This is a genomic window from Ensifer canadensis, from assembly GCF_017488845.2.
Taxonomy (GTDB): Bacteria; Pseudomonadota; Alphaproteobacteria; order Rhizobiales; family Rhizobiaceae; genus Ensifer; species Ensifer canadensis.
In genome coordinates this window covers 514059-534509 of record NZ_CP083370.1, presented here as the reverse complement: position 1 = coordinate 534509, position 20451 = coordinate 514059, and the positions used below count along the sequence as shown (strand labels likewise).

18 protein-coding genes are annotated in these 20451 nt (G+C 61.9%); 7 read left to right on the top strand and 11 right to left on the bottom strand.

Translation table 11 applies throughout. From position 1 onward, the window contains the following. Positions 1-245 precede the first annotated feature (245 nt). The gene (locus tag J3R84_RS02550) at positions 246-812 is read left to right on the top strand and encodes a DUF6101 family protein (protein WP_025426130.1); all 567 of its coding nucleotides are present in this window, start codon (positions 246-248) and stop codon (positions 810-812) included. A 433-nt stretch (positions 813-1245) separates the two neighbouring features. Here J3R84_RS02550 and ubiA read toward each other — a convergent pair whose 3' ends face one another. From ubiA to J3R84_RS02535, 3 genes are all read right to left on the bottom strand, one after another. Next, positions 1246-2205: a 4-hydroxybenzoate octaprenyltransferase gene (gene ubiA / locus J3R84_RS02545; RefSeq protein ID WP_025426129.1), complete on the bottom strand. Its 960-nt coding sequence runs from the start codon at positions 2203-2205 to the stop codon at positions 1246-1248. 76 nt (positions 2206-2281) lie between these two features. Further along, positions 2282-3088 (bottom strand): MipA/OmpV family protein, encoded by an 807-nt coding sequence (locus tag J3R84_RS02540; RefSeq protein ID WP_025426128.1) that lies wholly within the window; start codon positions 3086-3088, stop codon positions 2282-2284. 166 nt (positions 3089-3254) lie between these two features. Beyond that, on the bottom strand, positions 3255-4070 hold the full coding sequence (locus tag J3R84_RS02535) for an AraC family transcriptional regulator (RefSeq protein WP_025426127.1): 816 nt from the start codon (positions 4068-4070) through the stop codon (positions 3255-3257). Between the two features lie 108 nt (positions 4071-4178). On the opposite strand from J3R84_RS02535, the gene J3R84_RS02530 reads away from it, so the two are divergent. From J3R84_RS02530 to J3R84_RS02510, 5 genes are all read left to right on the top strand, one after another. Next, entirely contained in the window at positions 4179-5378 is a 1200-nt protein-coding gene (locus J3R84_RS02530; protein WP_057211584.1) for an MFS transporter, read from the top strand. A 170-nt stretch (positions 5379-5548) separates the two neighbouring features. Beyond that, on the top strand, positions 5549-6589 hold the full coding sequence (locus J3R84_RS02525) for a polyamine ABC transporter substrate-binding protein (protein ID WP_057211582.1): 1041 nt from the start codon (positions 5549-5551) through the stop codon (positions 6587-6589). Further along, positions 6586-8949, top strand: a complete 2364-nt coding sequence (locus J3R84_RS02520) for a putative bifunctional diguanylate cyclase/phosphodiesterase (RefSeq protein ID WP_025426124.1) — start codon at positions 6586-6588, stop codon at positions 8947-8949. Before J3R84_RS02525 ends, J3R84_RS02520 begins: the two co-directional genes overlap by 4 nt. A gap of 148 nt (positions 8950-9097) precedes the next feature. Then, positions 9098-10369: a phosphoribosylamine--glycine ligase gene (gene purD / locus J3R84_RS02515; RefSeq protein WP_025426123.1), complete on the top strand. Its 1272-nt coding sequence runs from the start codon at positions 9098-9100 to the stop codon at positions 10367-10369. A gap of 209 nt (positions 10370-10578) precedes the next feature. Continuing rightward, a complete protein-coding gene (locus J3R84_RS02510; RefSeq protein WP_025426122.1) occupies positions 10579-11106 on the top strand; it encodes a plant virulence effector HPE1-like domain-containing protein in 528 nt (175 codons plus the stop codon). Positions 11107-11239: 133 nt separating this feature from the next. Here J3R84_RS02510 and J3R84_RS02505 read toward each other — a convergent pair whose 3' ends face one another. The 5 genes from J3R84_RS02505 to J3R84_RS02485 form a co-directional block, all read right to left on the bottom strand. Continuing rightward, positions 11240-11728, bottom strand: coding sequence for a 2-thiouracil desulfurase family protein (locus J3R84_RS02505; protein WP_203527629.1), 489 nt, complete (start codon positions 11726-11728; stop codon positions 11240-11242). 14 nt (positions 11729-11742) lie between these two features. Continuing rightward, the gene (gene glyS, locus J3R84_RS02500; RefSeq protein ID WP_203527631.1) at positions 11743-13908 is read right to left on the bottom strand and encodes a glycine--tRNA ligase subunit beta; all 2166 of its coding nucleotides are present in this window, start codon (positions 13906-13908) and stop codon (positions 11743-11745) included. Between the two features lie 113 nt (positions 13909-14021). Continuing rightward, positions 14022-15962 (bottom strand): DUF2207 domain-containing protein, encoded by a 1941-nt coding sequence (locus J3R84_RS02495; RefSeq protein ID WP_203527633.1) that lies wholly within the window; start codon positions 15960-15962, stop codon positions 14022-14024. Between the two features lie 108 nt (positions 15963-16070). Continuing rightward, on the bottom strand, positions 16071-17339 hold the full coding sequence (gene aroA / locus J3R84_RS02490; RefSeq protein WP_025426118.1) for a 3-phosphoshikimate 1-carboxyvinyltransferase: 1269 nt from the start codon (positions 17337-17339) through the stop codon (positions 16071-16073). Positions 17340-17432: 93 nt separating this feature from the next. Next, complete coding sequence (locus J3R84_RS02485) at positions 17433-17981, bottom strand: LemA family protein (protein WP_025426117.1); 549 nt, start codon at positions 17979-17981, stop codon at positions 17433-17435. 248 nt (positions 17982-18229) lie between these two features. On the opposite strand from J3R84_RS02485, the gene J3R84_RS02480 reads away from it, so the two are divergent. After that, a complete protein-coding gene (locus J3R84_RS02480; RefSeq protein WP_025426116.1) occupies positions 18230-18427 on the top strand; it encodes a hypothetical protein in 198 nt (65 codons plus the stop codon). An 87-nt stretch (positions 18428-18514) separates the two neighbouring features. Here the strand turns inward: J3R84_RS02480 and J3R84_RS02475 are convergent, their stop codons facing one another. The 3 genes from J3R84_RS02475 to J3R84_RS02465 form a co-directional block, all read right to left on the bottom strand. Continuing rightward, a complete protein-coding gene (locus J3R84_RS02475) occupies positions 18515-19084 on the bottom strand; it encodes an AAA family ATPase (protein ID WP_025426115.1) in 570 nt (189 codons plus the stop codon). Continuing rightward, positions 19081-20043 carry a glycine--tRNA ligase subunit alpha gene (locus tag J3R84_RS02470; protein ID WP_025426114.1) on the bottom strand — a complete coding sequence of 321 codons (963 nt, stop codon included), beginning with the start codon at positions 20041-20043 and terminating at the stop codon, positions 19081-19083. Before J3R84_RS02470 ends, J3R84_RS02475 begins: the two co-directional genes overlap by 4 nt. Before the next feature lie 110 nt (positions 20044-20153). Beyond that, positions 20154-20345 (bottom strand): membrane protein, encoded by a 192-nt coding sequence (locus tag J3R84_RS02465; RefSeq protein ID WP_025426113.1) that lies wholly within the window; start codon positions 20343-20345, stop codon positions 20154-20156. Between the last annotated feature and the right edge of the window lie 106 nt (positions 20346-20451).

Sequence of the window (20451 nt, the reverse complement as noted above, 5' to 3'; positions counted from 1 at the left end):
AGGCTTGTGTGTGGCTTTTCGCCGGCCGCGACCAGGCCATTGCCAAGAATGCGAGCCACCGCGTTGACGAAACGGAAACCTTGGCTGCTCGGCTTTTGCTAACCATCGAAAAACGCAAAGTTTTCTTAACCGCGATTTTTAAGTCGGCCGGAAGGGGAGCCGCCTATTCTCCAGCCCATAGAGGACGAAAAGTCCCGAAGAGAAGACCGGAAATCGGCTCTCAAGGAAAAACAAGGGCGATTGAAATGCGCAATACACTCTCTCAACCCGCATGGGTCGAAAACACGCTCCGGCTCGATCCGAAGCGCTTTCCTCAGCAGGCAAGCTACGTCCTGCGTGGCCACACAGGCAATGTCACGATCAGCCTGGACGAGCGTGGCGCGGTTCTGCGCAAGGTGCTACCATCAAGCGGCCTGCCGCTTTCGATCGCACTGCCGGCGCGGGCATTCAAAGGGGTCGCGGCACGCGCGATCGACCACGGCGACGGAGACGTTACAGTGACGCTTGAACTTCATCATGACGATCCGGACCTTTGTGTTCCGCTGCTCGTTGCACATGATCTTTCCGACATTGCTGCCGATTGGCGCGCCTGGGCCGAAGCCTATCGCATTCCGATGCTGATGGTCGAAGCCGATGGCGTCGCTCGCGCCCTCGAAGAGCATCTCGGCGAGGTTCGCACCGCACCGCTCAAGCCGCGGCGCCGCCACTCCTTCTTTGCCGACCGCAGGCCGCGCTTCCTCGTGCGCCGCTCCACCGGCCGGCTTGGCGTCAACATGAAGATCGACGGGCGCGAAATCATCGCCCGCAGCTAGGGCTTAACCGAATACCTCCAGTGCAAAAGCCGGCCGTTCCCTGCGGCCGGTTTTTGTATGCAGCAAGTCTGAAGTGCTACAGCGTCCTTAGCGCGTCATACTTGACGCGCGGCGCTGTAACGCCAAAACGTTCACAGCCAAATCGCGGGTGTTCCTTCGGAAACAGCCGCCTCGCCTTCTTCGTGCCATATCCGACCCATAGCCAAGGTCACGAAAGAAGGAGATACCCGATGCGCAAGTCTCTTGCCGCCACCATTGACGCAATCGTTGCGATTTTCCGTGCGCGCACCGAGGCGAAGAAGCGCAAGGCTGCCAGCGCAATCAGCTGGGGCTGAGCGATCAGGCTCTCGCAGATCTCTCGGGAAAGTGCCGGCGGACGTGTATCAAACATTTCGGATAGACTGCAGGATCCTCCGCCAAAACGGAGGGTTTTTCATATCAGCCGAACGAAAAGGGCCGCGACCAGCCCGGCGAAAATGATCAATCCCACGACACCATTGAACTTGAACAATGCGAGGCATTGCGAAGGGTCGTGGATGTTCAGCACCAGGATCTGATAGATCAGCAACACGGCCGCGATCAGCAAACCGAGATAGGCAAACAGCCCGGCCCCTGCGGCGAGAAACGCCAGAAGCATCAGCGCGATGGCAAGTCCATAGAGCCCGATCAACCAAGGGCGTGGATTGTCGCCGAAGCGGCGAGCCGTCGACCGCACCCCGATAAGTTCGTCATCTTCCCTATCCTGGTAGGCGTAGATCGTGTCGTAGCCGATCGTCCAGGCGATCGCCGCGCCGTAGAGCAGCACGGGCGCAAACGAAAGCGTCCCGAACTCGGCCGACCAGCCCATGATCGCCCCCCAGGAAAACGCAAGGCCGAGGAAGAACTGCGGCCAGTCGGTAAACCGCTTGGCGAAGGGATAGATTGCGACAAGCCCCAGCGACAGGATACCGAGCCAAATGGTGACGGCATTGAATTGTAGCAGCACCACCAGCCCGACAAGTGCCTGCAGCACCATGAAGGCCTTTGCCTGAAAGCGGGAGACCCGGCCCGATGGCAAGGGGCGCGAGCGCGTTCGCGCCACTTCCATGTCGATGTCATGATCGACGATGTCGTTGAAGGTGCAGCCCGCGCCGCGCATGGCGATGGCGCCGGCGATGAAGAGGAAGCTATGAAAAACGAACCGGCCGAGCGAAAATTGCCCCGCTGCCGCCGCCGTGCCCGAGGCCAGAGCGACCGACCACAGACAGGGCCACATCAGCAATTGCCAGCCGATCGGGCGGTCCCAGCGAGCAAGTTGCGCATAGGGCCACAGCGCACGCGGCAGCACGCGGTAGACCCAGTTGTTCGACGGCGCGTCGTGGACGCGCCCGGAATCGGCGGAGGACGTGTTCATGCCTCCTGTTTGACGCTACGCGCCGGGGCGGTCAAGCGGTTCGATGCCGCACCGTCCCGCCGCTTGGCGCCACCGTTCAGGGAAGCGTGAAGTCGAAGCGATAGGTGGCCGACAGGCCAACGAGGAACTGGTTGCGGCTGCCGCGCTCGCGCACGAGGCTCGAGTCGGCCGCCGGGCCCATCAGGCGGCGATATTCGGCATAGGCACCGGTCTCAAGCTTTTCCGTTGCCTGCCAATTGATCGCCGCACCAACACCGACGGAATCAATGCCGCCATGCGGATTATAGGTGCTGAGGCCTGATGCTGCCGATTCGGCATCGTTCACGCCGTAATAGGCGCTGAAATAGTCGCTGGTGGCGGCCGTCATACGCGGACCGGCAGAAATGCGCACATTGCTGCTGATGTCGGTAAAGGCATCGGCGGTGACATCGGCGACGATACCGTGGTGGCTGCGAATGCCCTGTCGGACTTCCGCGCGCACGCGCAGCCAATCGGTCGGATAGACCTCGGCGAAGCCGCCGAGTTCTCCACCGAACTTGACGGGGGCGAGCCCCCTAAGGTCGCTGGAGGTATTCTCGTCGCGCTCGAAGATCAGCTTGCCGGCGACGCCGGCGCGGAACCCGCCCTGGTCCAGCAGCGCATAGGACATGTTGTCGTTGCGCGACGAGAAGCGAACGGTGCTGCCGGCCTTGCCGAGCGATATCAGCGGCGCGGCCTGGAACATGCGCTTGGAGGCGCCTTCGTATTTCGGGCCGAGAAAGCCGGTGGCGCCGACCTTCAAGTACCAGTCGCCCGACCAGAAATACTGGCCGTCAGCAGCCGAGGCGGTGCCTGCGGACAACAAAAGGGTTCCAGAAAGGAGAAGAAAAGAACGGATACGCAAGGAACAACTCCGGAAGAATCATTCGCCGGGGCGAAGTTTGAACGTGCCCTGCGCGCCGGCCATTGGCGCCATCTGAAAGGACACGGGGGCGACTTATTGCCCCTTGTTCCTACGATTCCGTTAACCAGGTCAATTCAACTCCCGTTTGCCATGCCGGCGACGATGCCTACCGGCCCTGGTACATTTTCAGGTAGTGACTGGGGGCGCTTCCAAGCATGCGGCGAAACATCGTGGTGAAGGCCGCAACGTTCTCGTAGCCGGCATCAAGCGCGACATTGGTGACGGATTCACCGTCCGCAAGGCGCGGCAACGATGCGAAGATGCAGGCCTGTTGGCGCCAGGTGACGAAACTGACCCCTGTCTCGTTGCGGAACATCCGCGTGAATGTCCGTCGGCTGAGACCCAGGCGATCGGCCCACTGGTCGATATTGGCGGTCGCCGACGGTGCCTCCAGGAACTGCCGGCAGAGAAGCGCCAGTTTCTGCTCACGCGGGAAAGGCAGGCCGAGCGGCCGCTCATGCAGAAGAGCGATCTCTTCGAGCAGGAGATCCATGATCAGCTGTTCCCGCCGTTCCGACATGGTCTCGCTCTCGACGCTGACAAGCGCATCGACCAGGCTGCCCGCAAGCGGGGTGATTTCCATTACCATCGGCCGTTCGGCGCGCAGCAGCGATGGGGTGAAATAGATCGAGTGCATGCGCACATCGCTGATCATCTCGGTCGAATGCTCGACCCCCGCGGGGATCAGTAAGGCGTGCCCCGGCGGGACGAGCCAACGTCCGTGGGCGGTACGCACAAGGACAACGCCTTGCCGCGCCCACCACAATTGCGTGCGGGTATGGCTGTGGAGTGGAACGGTCAGGCCCGCGCCATAATCGCGGCCGAGAGCGAGCACGGCGGAGTTTCCGGTCTCGATCCAGTCCAGGTTCCTGAAATGGTCGGCGTCGGGCAGTTCGGGCAAATTTATTCGATGGATCGGCATTGGCCCACTCGCGAAAGAACTCGACCACATCACAAAAGCAGGCCATGGGCAAGATCAGTAGAGATATCCGTCGCCGCACACAACCATCGAGACGGCAAGGAAACATCCATGGCAACGGTTACTTCAACGGGGAGCATAACCCCGGAAAAGACGGCATTCTCCGTCATCCTGGCAGTCAGCTTCTGCCACATGCTGAACGACATCATGCAGTCGCTGCTGACGGCGCTCTATCCCTTGCTCAAGGCGAACTATTCGCTCGATTTCGTGCAGATCGGGCTTCTGACCTTCACCTTCCAGTTGACAGCCTCGATGCTGCAGCCGGCCGTCGGCATCATCACCGACCGCTGGGCACTGCCCTATTCGCTGCCGGTAGCGATGCTTTCCACCTGCTCCGGCCTCATCCTGCTCGCCAACGCGCATGATTTCCCGATGCTGCTTCTGGCTGCAAGCATGATCGGCGTCGGCTCGGCGATCTTCCATCCGGAATCTTCGCGGATCGCTCGCCTCGCTTCGGGCGGGCGGCATGGCCTGGCGCAATCGCTGTTCCAGGTCGGCGGCAATGCCGGTAGCGCCATGGGGCCGCTGCTCGCAGCCTTCATCGTCATCCCCTTCGGCCAGGGCAGCCTCAGCTGGTTCTCGATCGTCGCGGTCATCGGATTCTTCGTGCTCACCTGGGTCAGCACCTGGTATGTGCGCCACCGTCGCTCGTCGATGAGCAAGCCGGCGCCGAGCCGCGCCTTGCCGCTGCCGAAGAACCGCGTGATCTGGGCCGTCGCCGTGCTGGTGCTGCTGACCGCCACCAAGAACGTCTACATGGCCAGCATCTCCAGCTATTTCACCTTCTTCGTCATCGAGAAGTTCAGCGTTACCGTTCAGCAAGCACAGCTGATGCTGTTCCTGTTCCTGGGCGCTGCCGCCGCCGGCACTTTCCTCGGCGGTCCGATCGGCGACCGTTACGGCGCGCGCTTCGTCATCTGGTTCTCGATCCTCGGCGTCATCCCCTTCGCGCTGATGCTGCCCTATGCGAACCTCTTCTGGACGGGCGTGCTGTCGATCATCATCGGCTTCATCTTCTCCTCGGCGTTTTCGGCGATCGTCGTTTTCGCGCAGGAACTAGTGCCGGGACGCGTGGGGCTGATTGCCGGTGTCTTCTTTGGTTTCGCCTTCGGCTTCGGCGGCATGGGTGCGGCTCTTCTCGGCATTTTTGCTGACCGGCAGGGCATCGAGTTCGTCTACACGGTCTGCTCGTATCTACCGCTGCTCGGCATTCTGACGATCCTTCTGCCGAGGATGCCCGCGCGGCATTAGGCAGACATCCAGCAGCAGACTTTTCAACGGGCGCCGCCATGCGGCGCCCGTTCTGTTTTTCCGCCCGGCAACGCCTTGCTCCAACCATGCTATTTCCCGCAGCCCTGCGTAATCATTCATCAATTTTTGCGCGCTACGGTCGCTGGATGGGGCTTGGGCAGGGGTAGACAATGCGAGGGCGATCGGCGATTCCCGCCTTTTTGACGACGTTGCTCCTGGCAACGGCGGGGCAAGCCGAAACGCTCAACCTGCTGATCTGGGAATCCTATATCGATCAGGCGATCCTCGACCGCTGGACGGCAATAACCGGCGTAGGAATCCATCAGGTCTACTACGACAACGGCGATACCCGCGACGAGGTGTTGGCCGACCCGAACAGCATCGTCGATCTGGTGGTGACCGGCGAGAACGGCGCCGCGCTCTTTGGGCGCAGAGGCGTGCTCGAGGCTGTCGACGAGACCAATGTCGCCTCGCTCAGGGATTATGACGAAAGCTGGCGCAAGCGCTGCTCGAACCATGGCCTGCCCTATCTCTGGGGCACGATGGGCCTTCTCTACCGATCGGACATGCTGCCTGAAGCGCCCACGTCCTGGCGCGACCTGATGCAGCCGGCTCCGGCGCTGACCAAGCACGTCGCCATGTACGACGACCACAACGAGGCCTTTGTCGCCCCCCTCATGCTGCTCGGCGAGTCGATCAACACCAACGACCAGGCAACGCTCAAGACCGCCTTCAACCTGATGAAGCAACAGGCACCGGCGGTTCTGACCTATGAATACGTCATAAGCTCGATCCAGAACCAGGCCATCGGCAAGGACATCCATCTGGCGCTTGGCTATAGCGGCGATCAGCACGTCCTAAACGAAAAGGCCGGTACACCGGGCATCTGGCGCTATGTCGTGCCCAAGGAAGGCACGCTTTCCTGGCTCGATTGCATGTCGGTCGTCGCCAAGTCGCCGAACAAGGCACGGGCGCTCGCCTTCCTGGACTATATCGGCTCGCCCGGAAGTGCCGCCGCAAACGCACAGGCGCTCAATATGCCGACGCCGAGCAAAGCCGCCTTTGCGTTGTTGCCGGAGGCGATGCGCGCGGACCAGGCGATCTACCCGTCGCCAGACATTCTGGCCAAGAGTCAGTACCAGCAGGAACTGTCAACGACGTCGGTGCAGCTGCGCCGGCGCATCATCAGCACATTGGCGAATTTCCAGTGACCCTCGGCAAGCGCGCACTCATCCTGATCTTTCCCGTGGTGCTGGCCGGCTATCTGCTGGCGGCGATCTCGGTCCATGTCACCCAGAGCCGATCGATCCGGGCGCTGGAACATGCCAAGCTGTCCCAGCGGCTGGAACATGCCGCCGCCGTCTTCCAGAACGAGATCGGCCGCAGCAAGGGCTTTCTCAATGCGCTCCTGAACAGCAATTCGCTGCGCCAGTACATCTCTGAAACCGACAAGAACTACCGGGCCAATGCGCTCGGCGTCCGGCTGCAGGAAAGTGTCAAGTCGCTCTCCGACGACCCGACGGGCTACGTGTCCCTGTCGATCCTGACATCGAACCTGCAATCAGAATACTATTTCGAAAACAGCTGGGATCCCTTCGCCGAAATCGACGAGGCGCAGCTCAATCTGGCACGGCGACTGATACGCGAAGAAAAGCTTGTCGACTGGACCTACCTCTACGACGGCGGGCACAAGGCGCGGATCGTCTATTCCTACTTCCTCGATCCCGTTACCTTCACGCGACCGCTGCCGAGCAAGAAATCGGGCGCGCTGCTTATCCAGGTGGCGATCCAGCCGGATCGTTTCCTCGACATGCAGGAAACACTCAAGCAGGAATACGGCGCCGACGTCGTCCTTCAGCCGTGGCCGCTCGCGATTACCGACGACCTTTCGGCAAGCGTGCATCTCGGGCCATCGCTCTATGCGACGCTGACGGTTTCGAGCAATCATTTCGACCGGCTGATGGCCCAGCAGAAACTGCTGCTGGCATTTGGTGCCGTGGCGATGAGCCTGTTTTCGATCTGGCTGATCATCGTTCTCATCCGGCGGTTCATCACCGACCCGATCGCCAAGCTCGACGCCAACGTTATGGCCGTCATGGTCGGCGCCCATGACGAGATCCGCAACATGGAGGAGAAGGGCGAGATCGGGCGACTGACGGAAAACATCAGAGAGCTGCATCGCCAGTCCGAACAATCGCTCAAGCTGGTGCAGCGCAGCTCCTGGACCGACACGCTGACCGGCATCAGCAATCGCGGTCATTTCAACGCGGTTGCCGCCGGCATCGTGCGCGAGGCCATTGTCTCGGGTGAAAAATGCAGCCTGCTGTTCATCGACATCGACAACTTCAAATTCGTCAATGACAAGCATGGCCACGAGATCGGCGACGAACTCTTAAAGACCCTGGCAACGCGCATCGCCGAGAATGTCGAAGCGATCACCGAGCGACGCGGCCAGAAGCCGGCGATCCTGGCGCGGCTCTCAGGCGACGAATTCGCGGTGCTGGTCCGCTCCCGACCGGGCGACGGCACGGTCCGCGAAGTCGCTGCGGCCATCCTGGCGCTGTTCGAAGATGGCTTCGAAGTCTCCGGCAAGAGCTATCCGGTGACGGCCAGCATCGGCGCTGCCATCTGCCCGGATGACGCGACCAACCTTGCCGAGCTGATTTCAAATGCGGACGCGGCGATGTATCAGGCAAAGACTAGCGGCAAGAACCGCTCTTCCCGGTTCTCGCGCGCCCTGCACGACAAGCGCACCCGTCTGCGCCAGATCCAGGACGAGTTGCGCTCGCTCGATCCGGACGAGCAATTCCATCTGGTCTACATGCCGATCGTCGACACCGACGGTCGCGTGACCGGCTGCGAAGCGCTGCTGCGCTGGTATTCGCCGGTACTCGGTAACGTGACGCCGGACGAATTCGTGCCGATCGCCGAAAGCTCCGGCCTCTTCACCAAGATCGACTGGTGGGTGATCAACCAGGCCATGTCCGACTGCCGGCAGCTAAAGGCACTCTTCGGTCCCGATACGATCCTGGCGATCAACATTTCCTCGGCCGAACTGCATTCGAAGGCGATTGCCGACTATTTCTCCGATTGTATCAACCGCCATGGACTGCAGCCGCAATCGATCGAAATTGAGCTGACCGAGACTTTCGCGGTCAAGTTCAGCGACCAGCTCCGCCGCAACATCGACGAACTGCGCCAAAAGGGCTTCCGCCTGTCGATCGACGATTTCGGCGCCGGCTATACCTCTGTCCAGCAGATCATCGAATACACCGCCGATACGATCAAACTGGACCGGGCGCTCGTTTCTAACCTCACGGCATCGCAATCACTGCCGGTTCTGAGGGCGTTGATCGCGCTGTGCCACGCCAAGGACGTTGCCGTGGTCGGGGAAGGCGTCGACACGCCGGAGAAACTCTCGATGCTGACTGCTGCAGGGTGCGATCTCTTCCAGGGCTACCTTATCAGCAAGCCGCTACCACTTGAGGATCTCGGCATCTGGGCGCTGACGCGCACCGCCCGCTACGGCCAGGAGCAGGATGATCGCAAGAACCAGCAGGCAATCGCCTGAGCGCATGTCGGTCTACTCTCTCCCGTGACGCTCCGGACAAGGTGCACTCCGAGGCGGGAATCGTGCGCCATAGCCCCCTGCCCCCTTGACCTGACAGCCGCCTCGCCTTAACCGCAACGCAACAATTTCGGCATGTCGGGGGCAGGCAATGAAGGTTCTTCTGATCGGATCGGGTGGACGCGAACATGCGCTGGCATGGAAGATCGCGCAGTCGCCGAAATTGACCAAGCTCTATGCCGCGCCCGGCAATCCTGGCATTGCCGAGGAAGCAACGCTCGTTGCGCTCGACACCGACAATCATGCCGCCGTTGCGGACTTCTGCCTGAAAGAGGCGATCGATTTCGTCGTGGTCGGGCCGGAAGGCCCGCTCGTGGCCGGCCTTGCAGACGTGCTGCGCGCTGCCGGTGTCGCCGTCTTCGGCCCTTCCGCTTCCGCGGCCCAGCTTGAAGGTTCCAAGGGCTTCACCAAAGACCTCTGCGCCAGATACGATATCCCGACCGGCGCCTACGGTCGCTTCACCGACGCTGAATCCGCCAAGGCCTATGTGTGCGAGCAGGGCGCGCCGATCGTCATCAAGGCCGATGGACTCGCCGCCGGCAAGGGTGTGACCGTTGCCATGGAACTCGACGAAGCGCTCGCTGCTGTCGATGACTGCTTCGATGGCGCCTTCGGCGCGGCCGGCGCGGAAGTGGTGGTCGAAGCCTATCTCGACGGCGAGGAGGCAAGCTTCTTCTGCCTCAGCGACGGCAAGACCGCGCTCGCGCTTGCCTCGGCACAAGACCACAAGCGCGTCGGCGATGGCGACACCGGCCCGAATACCGGCGGCATGGGCGCCTATTCGCCAGCGCCTGTGATGACATCAGAAATGACCGAGCGCACGATGAAGGAGATCATCGAGCCGACCATGCGCGGCATGGCGGAGAGCGGACATCCCTTTTCCGGCGTGTTCTTCGCCGGGCTGATGATCACCGCCAAGGGGCCGGAGCTGATCGAGTACAATGTGCGTTTCGGCGACCCGGAATGCCAGGTGCTGATGATGCGCATGAAGAGCGACCTCTTGCCACTGCTTTATGCCGCGGCGACGGGCACGCTTGCGGGCATGGAAGCCGAATGGCGCGACGAAACGGCACTGACGGTGGTCATGGCGTCGAAGGGATATCCGGGCAGCTACGACAAGAACTCGCCCATTGCTGCGCTGCCCGAGGCCTCGCCTGAGACCAAGGTGTTTCACGCCGGCACAGCGATGAAGGACGGCAGCCTGGTTGCAACGGGCGGGCGGGTGCTGAACATCACGGCGATCGGCGAAAGCGCAAGCGCTGCCAAGGACCGCGCCTATTCGGCAGTCGACGGCGTTTCCTGGGACAACGGCTTCTATCGCCACGATATCGGCTGGCGCGCGGTTGCCCGCGAGAAGGCCTGACCGCCGCCGGTAAATGCGCCGGATCATTCAATTTTTACCAATTCTCCTGACGGGAAAGTAAGAGAGAACGCATATTCTTGCCGACTGCATGGTTCCTTAAATCGTAGCCGATTTCAGGACAAAACATGCAGCAATTCAAAGTGCTACAGCGACCTTTGCGCGTCTGATAAGACGCGCGGCGCTGTAGAACAAACTCGGAGAGAAGACCGATGCGCCTGTTGCTGATCACCACCGCCGTTGCGCTCGCCGCCGGCAGCGCCTGGGCACAGTCGATCGAAGCTGTCGTTTCCGGGGAGGCCGTCAATTCCAGCGTGGCCTCTGTCTCCTGCGCACAATGCCCGCCGCTGCAGATCAAGAAGAAGGTCACCTATGTGGTGCCTGAGATCGAGAATGGCAGCGAGAAGGTCGAGCTCAAGCAAATCAACGGTGAGATGCGGCTTGTGCGCACCGAAGCCTGGCTCGGCGGCTCGCCGGTTGTTTTCGTCAGCAAGCCTTCTGAGGAGGCTGTCAAAGCAGCCGCGAACGGAGCCGAACAGGCGGATACGGCGACCGCTGCGGCCGATATCGATATCGCGAACCCGGGCAATCATGACTTGGCTGCGTCTGTGATCGACGAGACCGCCAAAACTGCCGCGGTTCAGACCCTTACACAGGCAGAGCCGGCAGTCGCGGCATCTGTGGCCGCCGAAAGCTCACGGCAATTTGATCCGACCGGCCTCGAACTTCGGCTAAACTGAGGGCCTAAACGGGAAAGTTCCCTGCCCCGGCCAGCCTCCCCTGCATTCAAGGGCTGACGGGCAATTCGCTGAAACAGCGAGAGATTGCGCCCCTGAGAGAAGCAGGGGCGCAATCTTTTTATCTGGGCTCGTGTTATCTGGGTTGGCGTGGGCCATCGATCCGCTCGACCAAGGCTTCAATCTCCCTGTCGGAATAAACCTCGATACCGTTCCTTGCGACCCCCTGCCCCGCGTGGCGTGCGCCGGAAAACGTGCCGTCGTAGACGAAACCCGATCCGCAGGACGGGCTGCCGTCGATCAACAGCGCGAAACGACAGTCCGTTTCGCGCGCGAGCGCCAGCGCATTCTCGGCGGCGTCCAGAAACTCACCGGTGATATCGCGGCCGGTATTCTCGACGACGGTTGCCCCGCCGTCGAGCACGTTGGTGCCGGACATGCCGGACGCGATCTCGGCCGGCGGACGCGGCACCGGCATGCCGGCCGACATTTCGGGACAGATGGTGACGAGCCGGCCCTCTAGGCGCCAGCGGTCGATGGCCGGATGGACGAGCGGCTTCGACGCGCCATCGTAGCGCACGGCATGGCCCATGAGGCAGGCGCTGACGAGGATCTTCGCCGTCATGCACACCTCCCCCGTCATCCCGCGATCTTGGAGAAATCGGCAACCGTGCCGGTCGCCGAGCGGATGAGACCGAGCAGTGCCAGGCGGTTTGCCCGAATCGACACGTCATCGTCATTGACGAGAACGTCGTTGAAGAACTGGTCGACCGGTTCGCGCAGCTTCGACAGGGCCTGCATGGCGGAGCGGAAGTCCTCCTTGACGATCGCCTCGCGTGCCTCGCCCGAGCCCAGCTGAACCGCAGCGTGCAGCGCCTTTTCGGCGTCGAGACGGAAGAGATCAGCGTCGACGGCGTCGGCCACGGCCGTACCTTTTTTCTCTTCGGCTGCGAGGATCTGCGTCGCGCGCTTGGTGCCGGCGAGCAGGTTCTTGCCCTCTTCGTCGGTGATGAAGGCGGTCAGCGCCTCGACGCGACGGGCGATCATCAGCAGATCGTCCGCATCCGACGTCAGCACCGCATCGATCAGGTCGTGACGGGCGCCGAGATCGCGCAGATAGACCTTGAGGCGATCGTGGAAGAAGGAGAGCAGGTCCGCCGACACATCGCTCGTCAGCGCCGGCTTCTGCGCCCGCAGGGCGGTCAGCGCGATCTCGAGGAACGGCGTGAGCGGCAGGCGCGCCTTGCTTTCAAGGATGAGGCGGATAACGCCGAGCGCGGCGCGGCGCAGGGCGTATGGATCCTTGGAGCCGGTCGGCTTTTCGTCGATCGCCCAGAAACCGACGAGCGTGTCGAGCTTGTCGGCCAGCGCCACGGTCACGGCGACGGCATCGGTCGGCGCGCGGTCCGAGGGGCCATTCGGCTTCCAATGATCTTCGATTGCCGTTGCGACGGAAGCGTCTTCGCCCTGGAGCAGCGCATATTTGCGACCCATGATGCCCTGAAGTTCGGGGAACTCGCCGACGGCTTCGGTGCGCAGGTCAGCCTTTGCCAGCACCACGGCACGATCGACCAACTTGGCGTCGGCGCCGGTTACCTTGGCAAGCTCGGCGGCAAGCGCACGGATGCGGGCAACACGTTCGCCCTGTGTGCCGAGCTTGGCATGGAAGGTGACGTTCAGCGCATCGAGTTTCGCCATGCGCTGGTCGAGCGGCTTGTGGAGATCGAGGTCGAATTTTTCAGCCGACGGCTTCAATGTTTCCAGGTCCGGCAGGTTGCCCTGGTCGCGGTGCCAGAAGTGGGCGGCGTCCGACAGGCGGGCGCGCACGACCTTGCCGTTGCCGTGAACGATCTCCTTGCCGCCGTCCTTCGCCTCGATGTTGGAAACGAGGATGAACTTGTTGGAGAGCGTTTCCGCACCCGGCGCGCGGGTCACGAAACACTTCTGGTTGGTCTTGATCGTCAGGCGGATGATTTCCGAGGGGATTTCGAGATAGCTCTCTTCAAAGCTTCCCATCAGCACCTGCGGCCATTCGACGAGGCCGGAAACCTCCTCGAGCAGGCCTTCGTCCTCGACGAGTTCGAGGCCGTTGGCAAAGGCGATATTATGTGCGTCAGCCGAGATCATCTGCTTGCGGCGTTCGCCGTCGAGCACGACCTTCGCCCGCTCCAGCTTCTCGGCATAGTCGGCAAAGCGGCGCACGGTGATCGCTTCGGGCGCGTGAAAGCGGTGGCCGTAGGTGACGTTGGAGGCGACGATGCCGTCGACCTCGAAGGGGATCACATGGGTTTCGTCGGTTTCCGAGCCGAAGGTGCAGACGATCGACTGCAGCGGACGGACCCAGCGCAGAGCGCCCGGCTTGGCCGAGGCAGCCCCGGAGCGCATCGGCTTCGGCCAGGGAAAGTTGCGGATGATCTCGGGCATCGCCTCAGCGACGATCTCTTCGGCCGGACGGCCCGGCTTGACGATATGGGCGACGTAAAAATCACCCTTCTTCGGATCGCTATGGACATGGGCCTCGCTGATCGAAGAAAGGCCGGCACCGCGCAGAAAGCCCTCGATCGCCTTTTCGTTGGCGTCGGTACGCGGACCCTTGCGGTCTTCGCGCACATCGGCGGAACGGGCATTGAGGCCGCGGATATCGAGCGTCAGCCGGCGTGGCGTCCAGTATTCACGCGCACCCTCATAGGTCAAACCCGCTTCCACCAGCGCATCGGTCAGCAGCTTCTTGAGGTCGCCGGCCGCCTTGCGCTGCAAGCGGGCAGGAATTTCCTCGGAGCGGAGTTCGATAAGAAGATCGGGCATGGGAGATGACTTTTTCTGTTCCGGACGGTTGGCGCCGACTTAGCAAGCTCTGGCGAAAATGTCACCAAGCCCGACGATGAATTTGATTTAGAGGCAGGAGGGTCGCGGTACGATCACCAGCCGCCGCCGCCGCCACCGCCGCCACCGCCGCCGGAAAAACCGCCGCCCGTGGAAAAGCCCGACGACGAGGATTTCGGCGGGGGCGGCAAGGAGGAGGTCATGGTGTCGGCCATCGAGCCGGCAAAGCCGCCGATCCGATCCCCGAACGAACTCGATCCGAAGCCATCGCCATGGTACCAGGCAGGCTGGTAGGCGGCAGTGGCAGCTGGCCCGGCAGCGGCAGCCAGCAGCCAGTGATCGAAGGTTTGCGTCCACGGCTTTTCCACCCCAAGCGCAACGGCATAGGGCAACAGGGTCTCGAAATGCCGGGGCGACATTTCGGGCGCACCTTGCATATTCATCCGATCCTTCTCGGCAAGCGTCATGTATTGCCTGAGGCCGTCGATGCCATCCATCATCCGGGTACCGAGCGGCGTCGGCGCGCCCATCAGGAAGAAGAACAGCACGTTGACAAGTACGATGCCGCCGATCGCAAACAGCAGCGGCAGCTCGTCGGTCTCGGAGGCGGAGTAGAAGACGACCGCAAGGATGCTTGAAAAGATGGTGAAGGCGACGAAGCCGATGAAGGCGATCACCACGATCGACATGATCCGGCTCATCAGGCTCTTTTCGCGCCGCAGGGATTTGCCGAAGGAAACGGCGAAGATGGAAACGAAAAAGGCGATGAAGACGGGGACGATCACCAGCGGGATGCTGTCCTCGCTCAAATCGCCGAACAGGAACACCGCGGCGATCGCAAGAACCGAAAGCAGCACCCCGGCAATGATGTAACCGGTGTTGGCCAGATAGTATTTGCCGCGGTGCTCGCGCTCCATGGCATTGCGGAAGTCGGCACCCGTCGCCTGCACCTTCGTGCCATTGGCCCTGTCGATCTTCAACTTGCCGCCGGCGGCATTGACGGCCTTCATCAGGCTCGCCTCGCCGGTCGGCAGCTTTTCGCTGCTGCCCTTGCCGGTCGCGGCAATGATGATGGCGCTCTTCAGATCTTCAAGGACGACATGGCCCTTCACCGCGAGGCTGAGCGCCGATGCCGACAGAGCCGTCCACCCCTCGCCGGAAAAGCCCCTGTTGTCGATATAGTTGACAAGCGCCGGCGAAATGCCCTCAGGCGCGTCCCAGCGCGGCACCATCACGCCGCGCGCCGGGTCCCGGCCCACCTTCAGCCAGGCGCGGCCATAGTAGAGCGCCACCACCACGAGACCTGCTCCAGCAATGACAAGCGCCATATGATCGCGCAGCCACCAGGTGTTTTCCTGGCTCATGGTCGGCTGGTCGATGCTGCCCTTCGGCATCTTGACCGCGATCGTCAGACCCTCCTTCGGCTCGAGCCGCCGGGTGGTTGCAAAGAAGATTTCGCTGCCTTCCTCCGACGCCAGCGCGTCCTTGCCGGTTGCGCCATAACCGCCGGTGAAAACGTCGAGTGCCTCGGGCCGCACCCCTTCCGGCAGATTGACGGTTGCGCTCGCCTCGTCGATCGGGAACGCCCATTCGGTGCCGGTCACGTTCCAGTAGAGTTCGTCATGATCGTCGAAGAAGCGGATCTGCCGGCTGGTCTCATAGGTGAACTGGAACGTATGCTCGCCGTGTGGCAGAAAGACCTCGGCAGAGCCGGTGTAGATGCGGATGCCGCCCGAGATCGATTCGGTGCGGTAGGGCTCCTCCTCGCCGTCGCGTTCGACCGAAAGCAGCTTGAAATCCACCTTGCTGCGGCGGCCCTTGGCATCGGTGAAGGTCAGCGGCAGGTCACGAAAGATGCCCCGCCGGATCTGGTTTCCCTCGACATTGGCGGTGATCGTCTCGGTGACCGTCAGCGTTCCGTTCTCGGCGACATCGATCACCGAATGATAGGACGAAAACACCTCGTCCGCCCGGCCGACACCCGCTGTCGCCAGCAGGAAGAAGAAGATGCCAAGCAGGGCGACGAAACGGGTCATGCGGTCTCAGACCTTTCGATCGATCTTGAGGAGCGGTTTCATGGTTTTTCGCGTCTCATGGCGGAAAACCGCTTCGCACTCTTCCTGGAAAAGCTTTGAGGCGCGAGATCAAGGACGATCACCGGTGAAGGTAACGCCAAGCGATGCAAGCGCATCCCAATAGGCAGGATAGGTCTTGGCGACGCAGCCGGGGTCCTCGATGGCAATGCCGTGGATCTTGAGCCCGGCAAGGGCGAAGCTCATGGCGATGCGATGGTCGGCAAAGGTGTCGATCGACGCCGGCAATGTCTGGCCGGCGAGCGCCGGATCGGAGGAGACGATGAGATCGTCGCCCTCTTCGTGGGCAAGCCCCGGACGGATCGCGGTCAGGCCGAGCGACAAGGCACGGACACGGTCGCATTCCTTCACGCGCAGATTGGTGAGCCCGACGAAGCGCACGGGCGTCTCGTTGAAGGCGGCAAGAACGGCGATCGTCGGTATCGCGTCCTGCATCTGCGATCCGTCGATGACGGCGGGAAGATGCGGGAAGCTGGAAATGACGGCGTGGGCGCGTGCGTCAGGCTGCGAGAACACCGAGGCAGGAACGCCGAGATCGATGGCCCCTCCGGTCAATACTTCCGCGGCCCAGAGATAGGTCGCGGCCGACGCGTCAGGCTCGATCACGAAGTCGGCGGCGCGATAGCCCGTCGGCGCGACCTGCCAGATGGATGGGCTCAACTGCTCGACCTCGGCGCCGAACGCACGCATCGCCGCAACCGTCAGATCGATGTAGCCGCGCGCGCCGATTTCGTCGCCGGCAAGCTCGATGCGGACAGGGCCCTTGGCGCCAGGGGCAGCCATCAGCAGAGCCGATACGTATTGGCTGGAAAGGCCAGCGTCGATTTCGATCCGTCCGGCGGGAAAGCCGCCCTTGCCATTGACGGTGACCGGCGGGCATCCGGTTTCGGACGTCACCTCGACGCCGAGCGTGCGAAGCGCGTCGACGAGCGGCTTGATCGGCCGCTTGCGCATGTGCTGGTCACCATCGACGACAACCGGGCCGTCGACCAGAGCGGCGGCGGCTGTCAGGAAGCGCGTCGCAGTTCCCGCATTGCCGAGGAACAGGGGCGCGGACGGCGACGCAAGCCGGCCGGTTCCGGTAACGACGAATGTCGTGTCGTCCGGTTCGCTGACCTCAACGCCCATCGCCCGCAAGGCATCGGCCATATAGCGCGTGTCGTCGCTCTTCAGCGCACCCGTCAGCCGGCTCGTGCCCTTGGCCAGACCCGCGAGAAGCAGCGCCCGATTGGTGATCGACTTCGAACCCGGCGGGCGAACGTGGCCGCGCAGGGGGTGGTCGGTCGGCAGGATGGTCAGCTTCTTCACGGTATCACTCATGCTCGGGTCTCTTTATGCAAGTAGCGCCGAGGCTGTCGGCCTCGGCAGGCGTGTCTCTTATCAGCAGGTGGCGTAATCGGGTAACGTCCCCGATCAGAATTTGACTTGCGGCACCGCGCGATCCGCCTCGTTGGCGATCTCGAAATAGCCGGCCTTCACGAAGCGGAAGGCGTTGGCGATGAGGTTCGACGGGAAGCTCTCGACCTTGACGTTCAAGTCGCGTGCCGCTCCGTTGTAGTAGCGGCGCGACATCTGGATCTCGCCCTCGATCGTCTCCAGCGAGCGCTGCAGTTCCGCGAAGTTCTCGTTGGCCTTGAGATCCGGATAGGCTTCGGCGAGGGCAAAGAGCTTGCCGAGCGCTTGCGACAGGGCGCCTTCAGCGGCTGCCCGCCCCTCGACATCACCTGCTGGAACGGCCTGAGCGCGATTGCGCATCGCGATCACCTCTTCGAGCGTCGACTTCTCGTGCGCTGCGTATCCTTTAACCGTCTCGATCAGGTTGGGGATGAGGTCGGCGCGTCGCTTGAGCTGCACGTCGATACCCGACCAGGCTTCCTCGGCGATCTGCCGTGCCTTGACGAGGCCGTTGTAGACGAAAACGAGATACAGGATCACGGCGACGCCGATGGCCAGACCAATCATGGGATACCTCCAAAAAACTCGGCAGAGATTAGCACCGGCTTTCCAGCTTCAAAGACCTTTCTGCAGCATTCGGGCGGAGAAACGCACTCCTCCCCAAATGCAAGCCGAAGGCGCTGAACACACTGTTCACCGCTACGGCCTATCCCCAGACCAAAACACCTCGATTCCTGTTCCATCGGGAACCGCAGGGATCCGGACGATGGGCGATAGTCGCGCCATCGAACAACCCCGGATACGAAGTGAAGACCATGAAAACGCTCGCAACCCTCATCAACGTGATCGCCTTTTCGGCGCTCTTCGTTGCCTATGCGAGCGTCGGTTCGGCCGAAAGACCGACTGGTGTCCGCCGGGCGCTGCAGACCTACTCCGGTCAGGTTTACACCGGCACCTACCCCACGCTGAAGCCCGTCTGGAAGATCAGCGTCGACGCCAGCGACACGATCTGAGATCTACAGCGTCGCGCGTCTTATTAGACGCGCGACGCTGCAGCACTTTGAATGGCTGCATGTTTTTATCCTTAAATCGAATAGGATTTAAGGAAACATGCAGTAGCCTCGAGCTATCCGCGTCGCAATCGCGTCGGCAGCTTCATCTGCGCCGAGATTGGTGACGTCGAGCTCGATGAGCTGGTCGCATTTTCCTTTCAACAGAGCGTGCCGGCCTCTGAGATCGATCAGCACCTGCGGATCGGTCAGTTTGTGGACCTTGGAGCGGCCGGCGCGCGTCAGCCGCTTCAGGTTTTCCTCTATCGAACAGTCGAGAACGACCGCGACGAAACGGGCGCTGCGCTCGCTAGCCAGCGCCACATAGTCTTCGAACGCCCGGCTGTCGAATGCGTCATCCGACAGCGCATCGGTGAAGAGGAAGGATTGACCGGCATCGGCCTGGCGCACATGGTCGAGCACCGCCGTTCTGATCGTCGCCCGCAGCGACCAATAGAGCGGCGTGCCCCTGGTAAACAGTGCCTCGGCCGGATTGATCAGCGTATGGTTGTCGGCAAGCCTCGCGCCGAGATGATCGGCGAGATGGCGTGCGATGGTCAGCTTTCCGGTGCCCGGCCAGCCATTGATATGAACGATGAGGCTGGCTGGCTCGGCGATCAAGCGGCGTCCCGGTTGAGGTTCGCGCCGCCGGCATCGGTCAGCAGGAACGCCTCGCCACAGGCCTTTGCCAATGTGCGGACGCGCAGAATGTAGCTTTGCCGCTCGGTGACCGAAATCACCCCGCGCGCATCGAGCAGGTTGAAGACGTGGCTCGCCTTGATGCACTGGTCGTAGGCGGGGAAGACACACTTGTGCAGGTGGTTGTTTGTGCCGTTGCCCGGCGCGCCGGCCGCCAGCAGAGCCTGGCACTCTACCTCGGCATCGATGAAGTGCTGATGCAGCATGGCGGTGTTGGCGTATTCGAAGTTGTACCGCGAATATTCCTGCTCCGCCTGCAGGAACACGTCGCCATAGCTGATCTTCTCGTCGCCTTCGCGGCCGTTGAAGTTCAGATCATAGACGTTGTCGACGCCCTGGACATACATCGCCAGACGCTCGAGACCGTAGGTCAGTTCACCAGCAACCGGAGAGCATTCGATGCCGCAGACCTGCTGGAAATAGGTGAACTGCGACACTTCCATGCCGTCGCACCAGCATTCCCAGCCAAGGCCCCAGGCGCCCAGCGTCGGGCTTTCCCAGTCGTCCTCGACGAAGCGGATATCGTGCAGCAACGGGTCGAGGCCGATCGCCTCCAGCGAGCCAAGATAAAGCTCCTGCAGGTTGGACGGGTTCGGCTTCAGGATCACCTGATATTGATAATAGTGCTGAAGACGGTTCGGGTTCTCGCCATAGCGGCCGTCGGTCGGGCGACGGGACGGCTGGACATAGGCTGCGCGCCACGGACGGGGACCGAGCGCACGCAGCGTCGTTGCCGGATGAAACGTACCGGCACCGACTTCCATGTCGTAGGGCTGCAGCACCGCGCAACCCTTGTCGGCCCAATAGTTGTGCAGCGTCAGGATCAGAGCCTGGAACGAGCGCTTGGGGTTCATGTGGTCGGGCAGCGAGGCGGTGGTCATGGGGAACGTCCGAATTCTTCACGAAATGAGAGCCGGACAGGTGCCACGCCGGGCGACAGGGGTCAAGCGCTGAGGCGGCTCTCCGTGCACGCAAAGGTGCACGAAAAATCTCAGTCGTCTTCGCGCTTGAGCCGGTATTCGCCGGTCTCGGGATCCTTGACGAGGGTTCCGCTCGCGCCGGTCTGCTGCTCGCGGCGCGTCTGGTCGCGCTGACGCGTCAGCTTCTGGGCATCCGCAATGAACTTGCGGTAGCCGATCCATAGAACGAAGCCTGCGATCAGGAGCAGGATAAGCTGCGGCATCTTTCCTCCCTACTGCATATTTTTATCCTTAAATCGAAGTCGATTTAAGGATAAAAATATGCAGCCATTCAAAGTGCTACAGCGACATTTGCGCGTCTAATAAGAC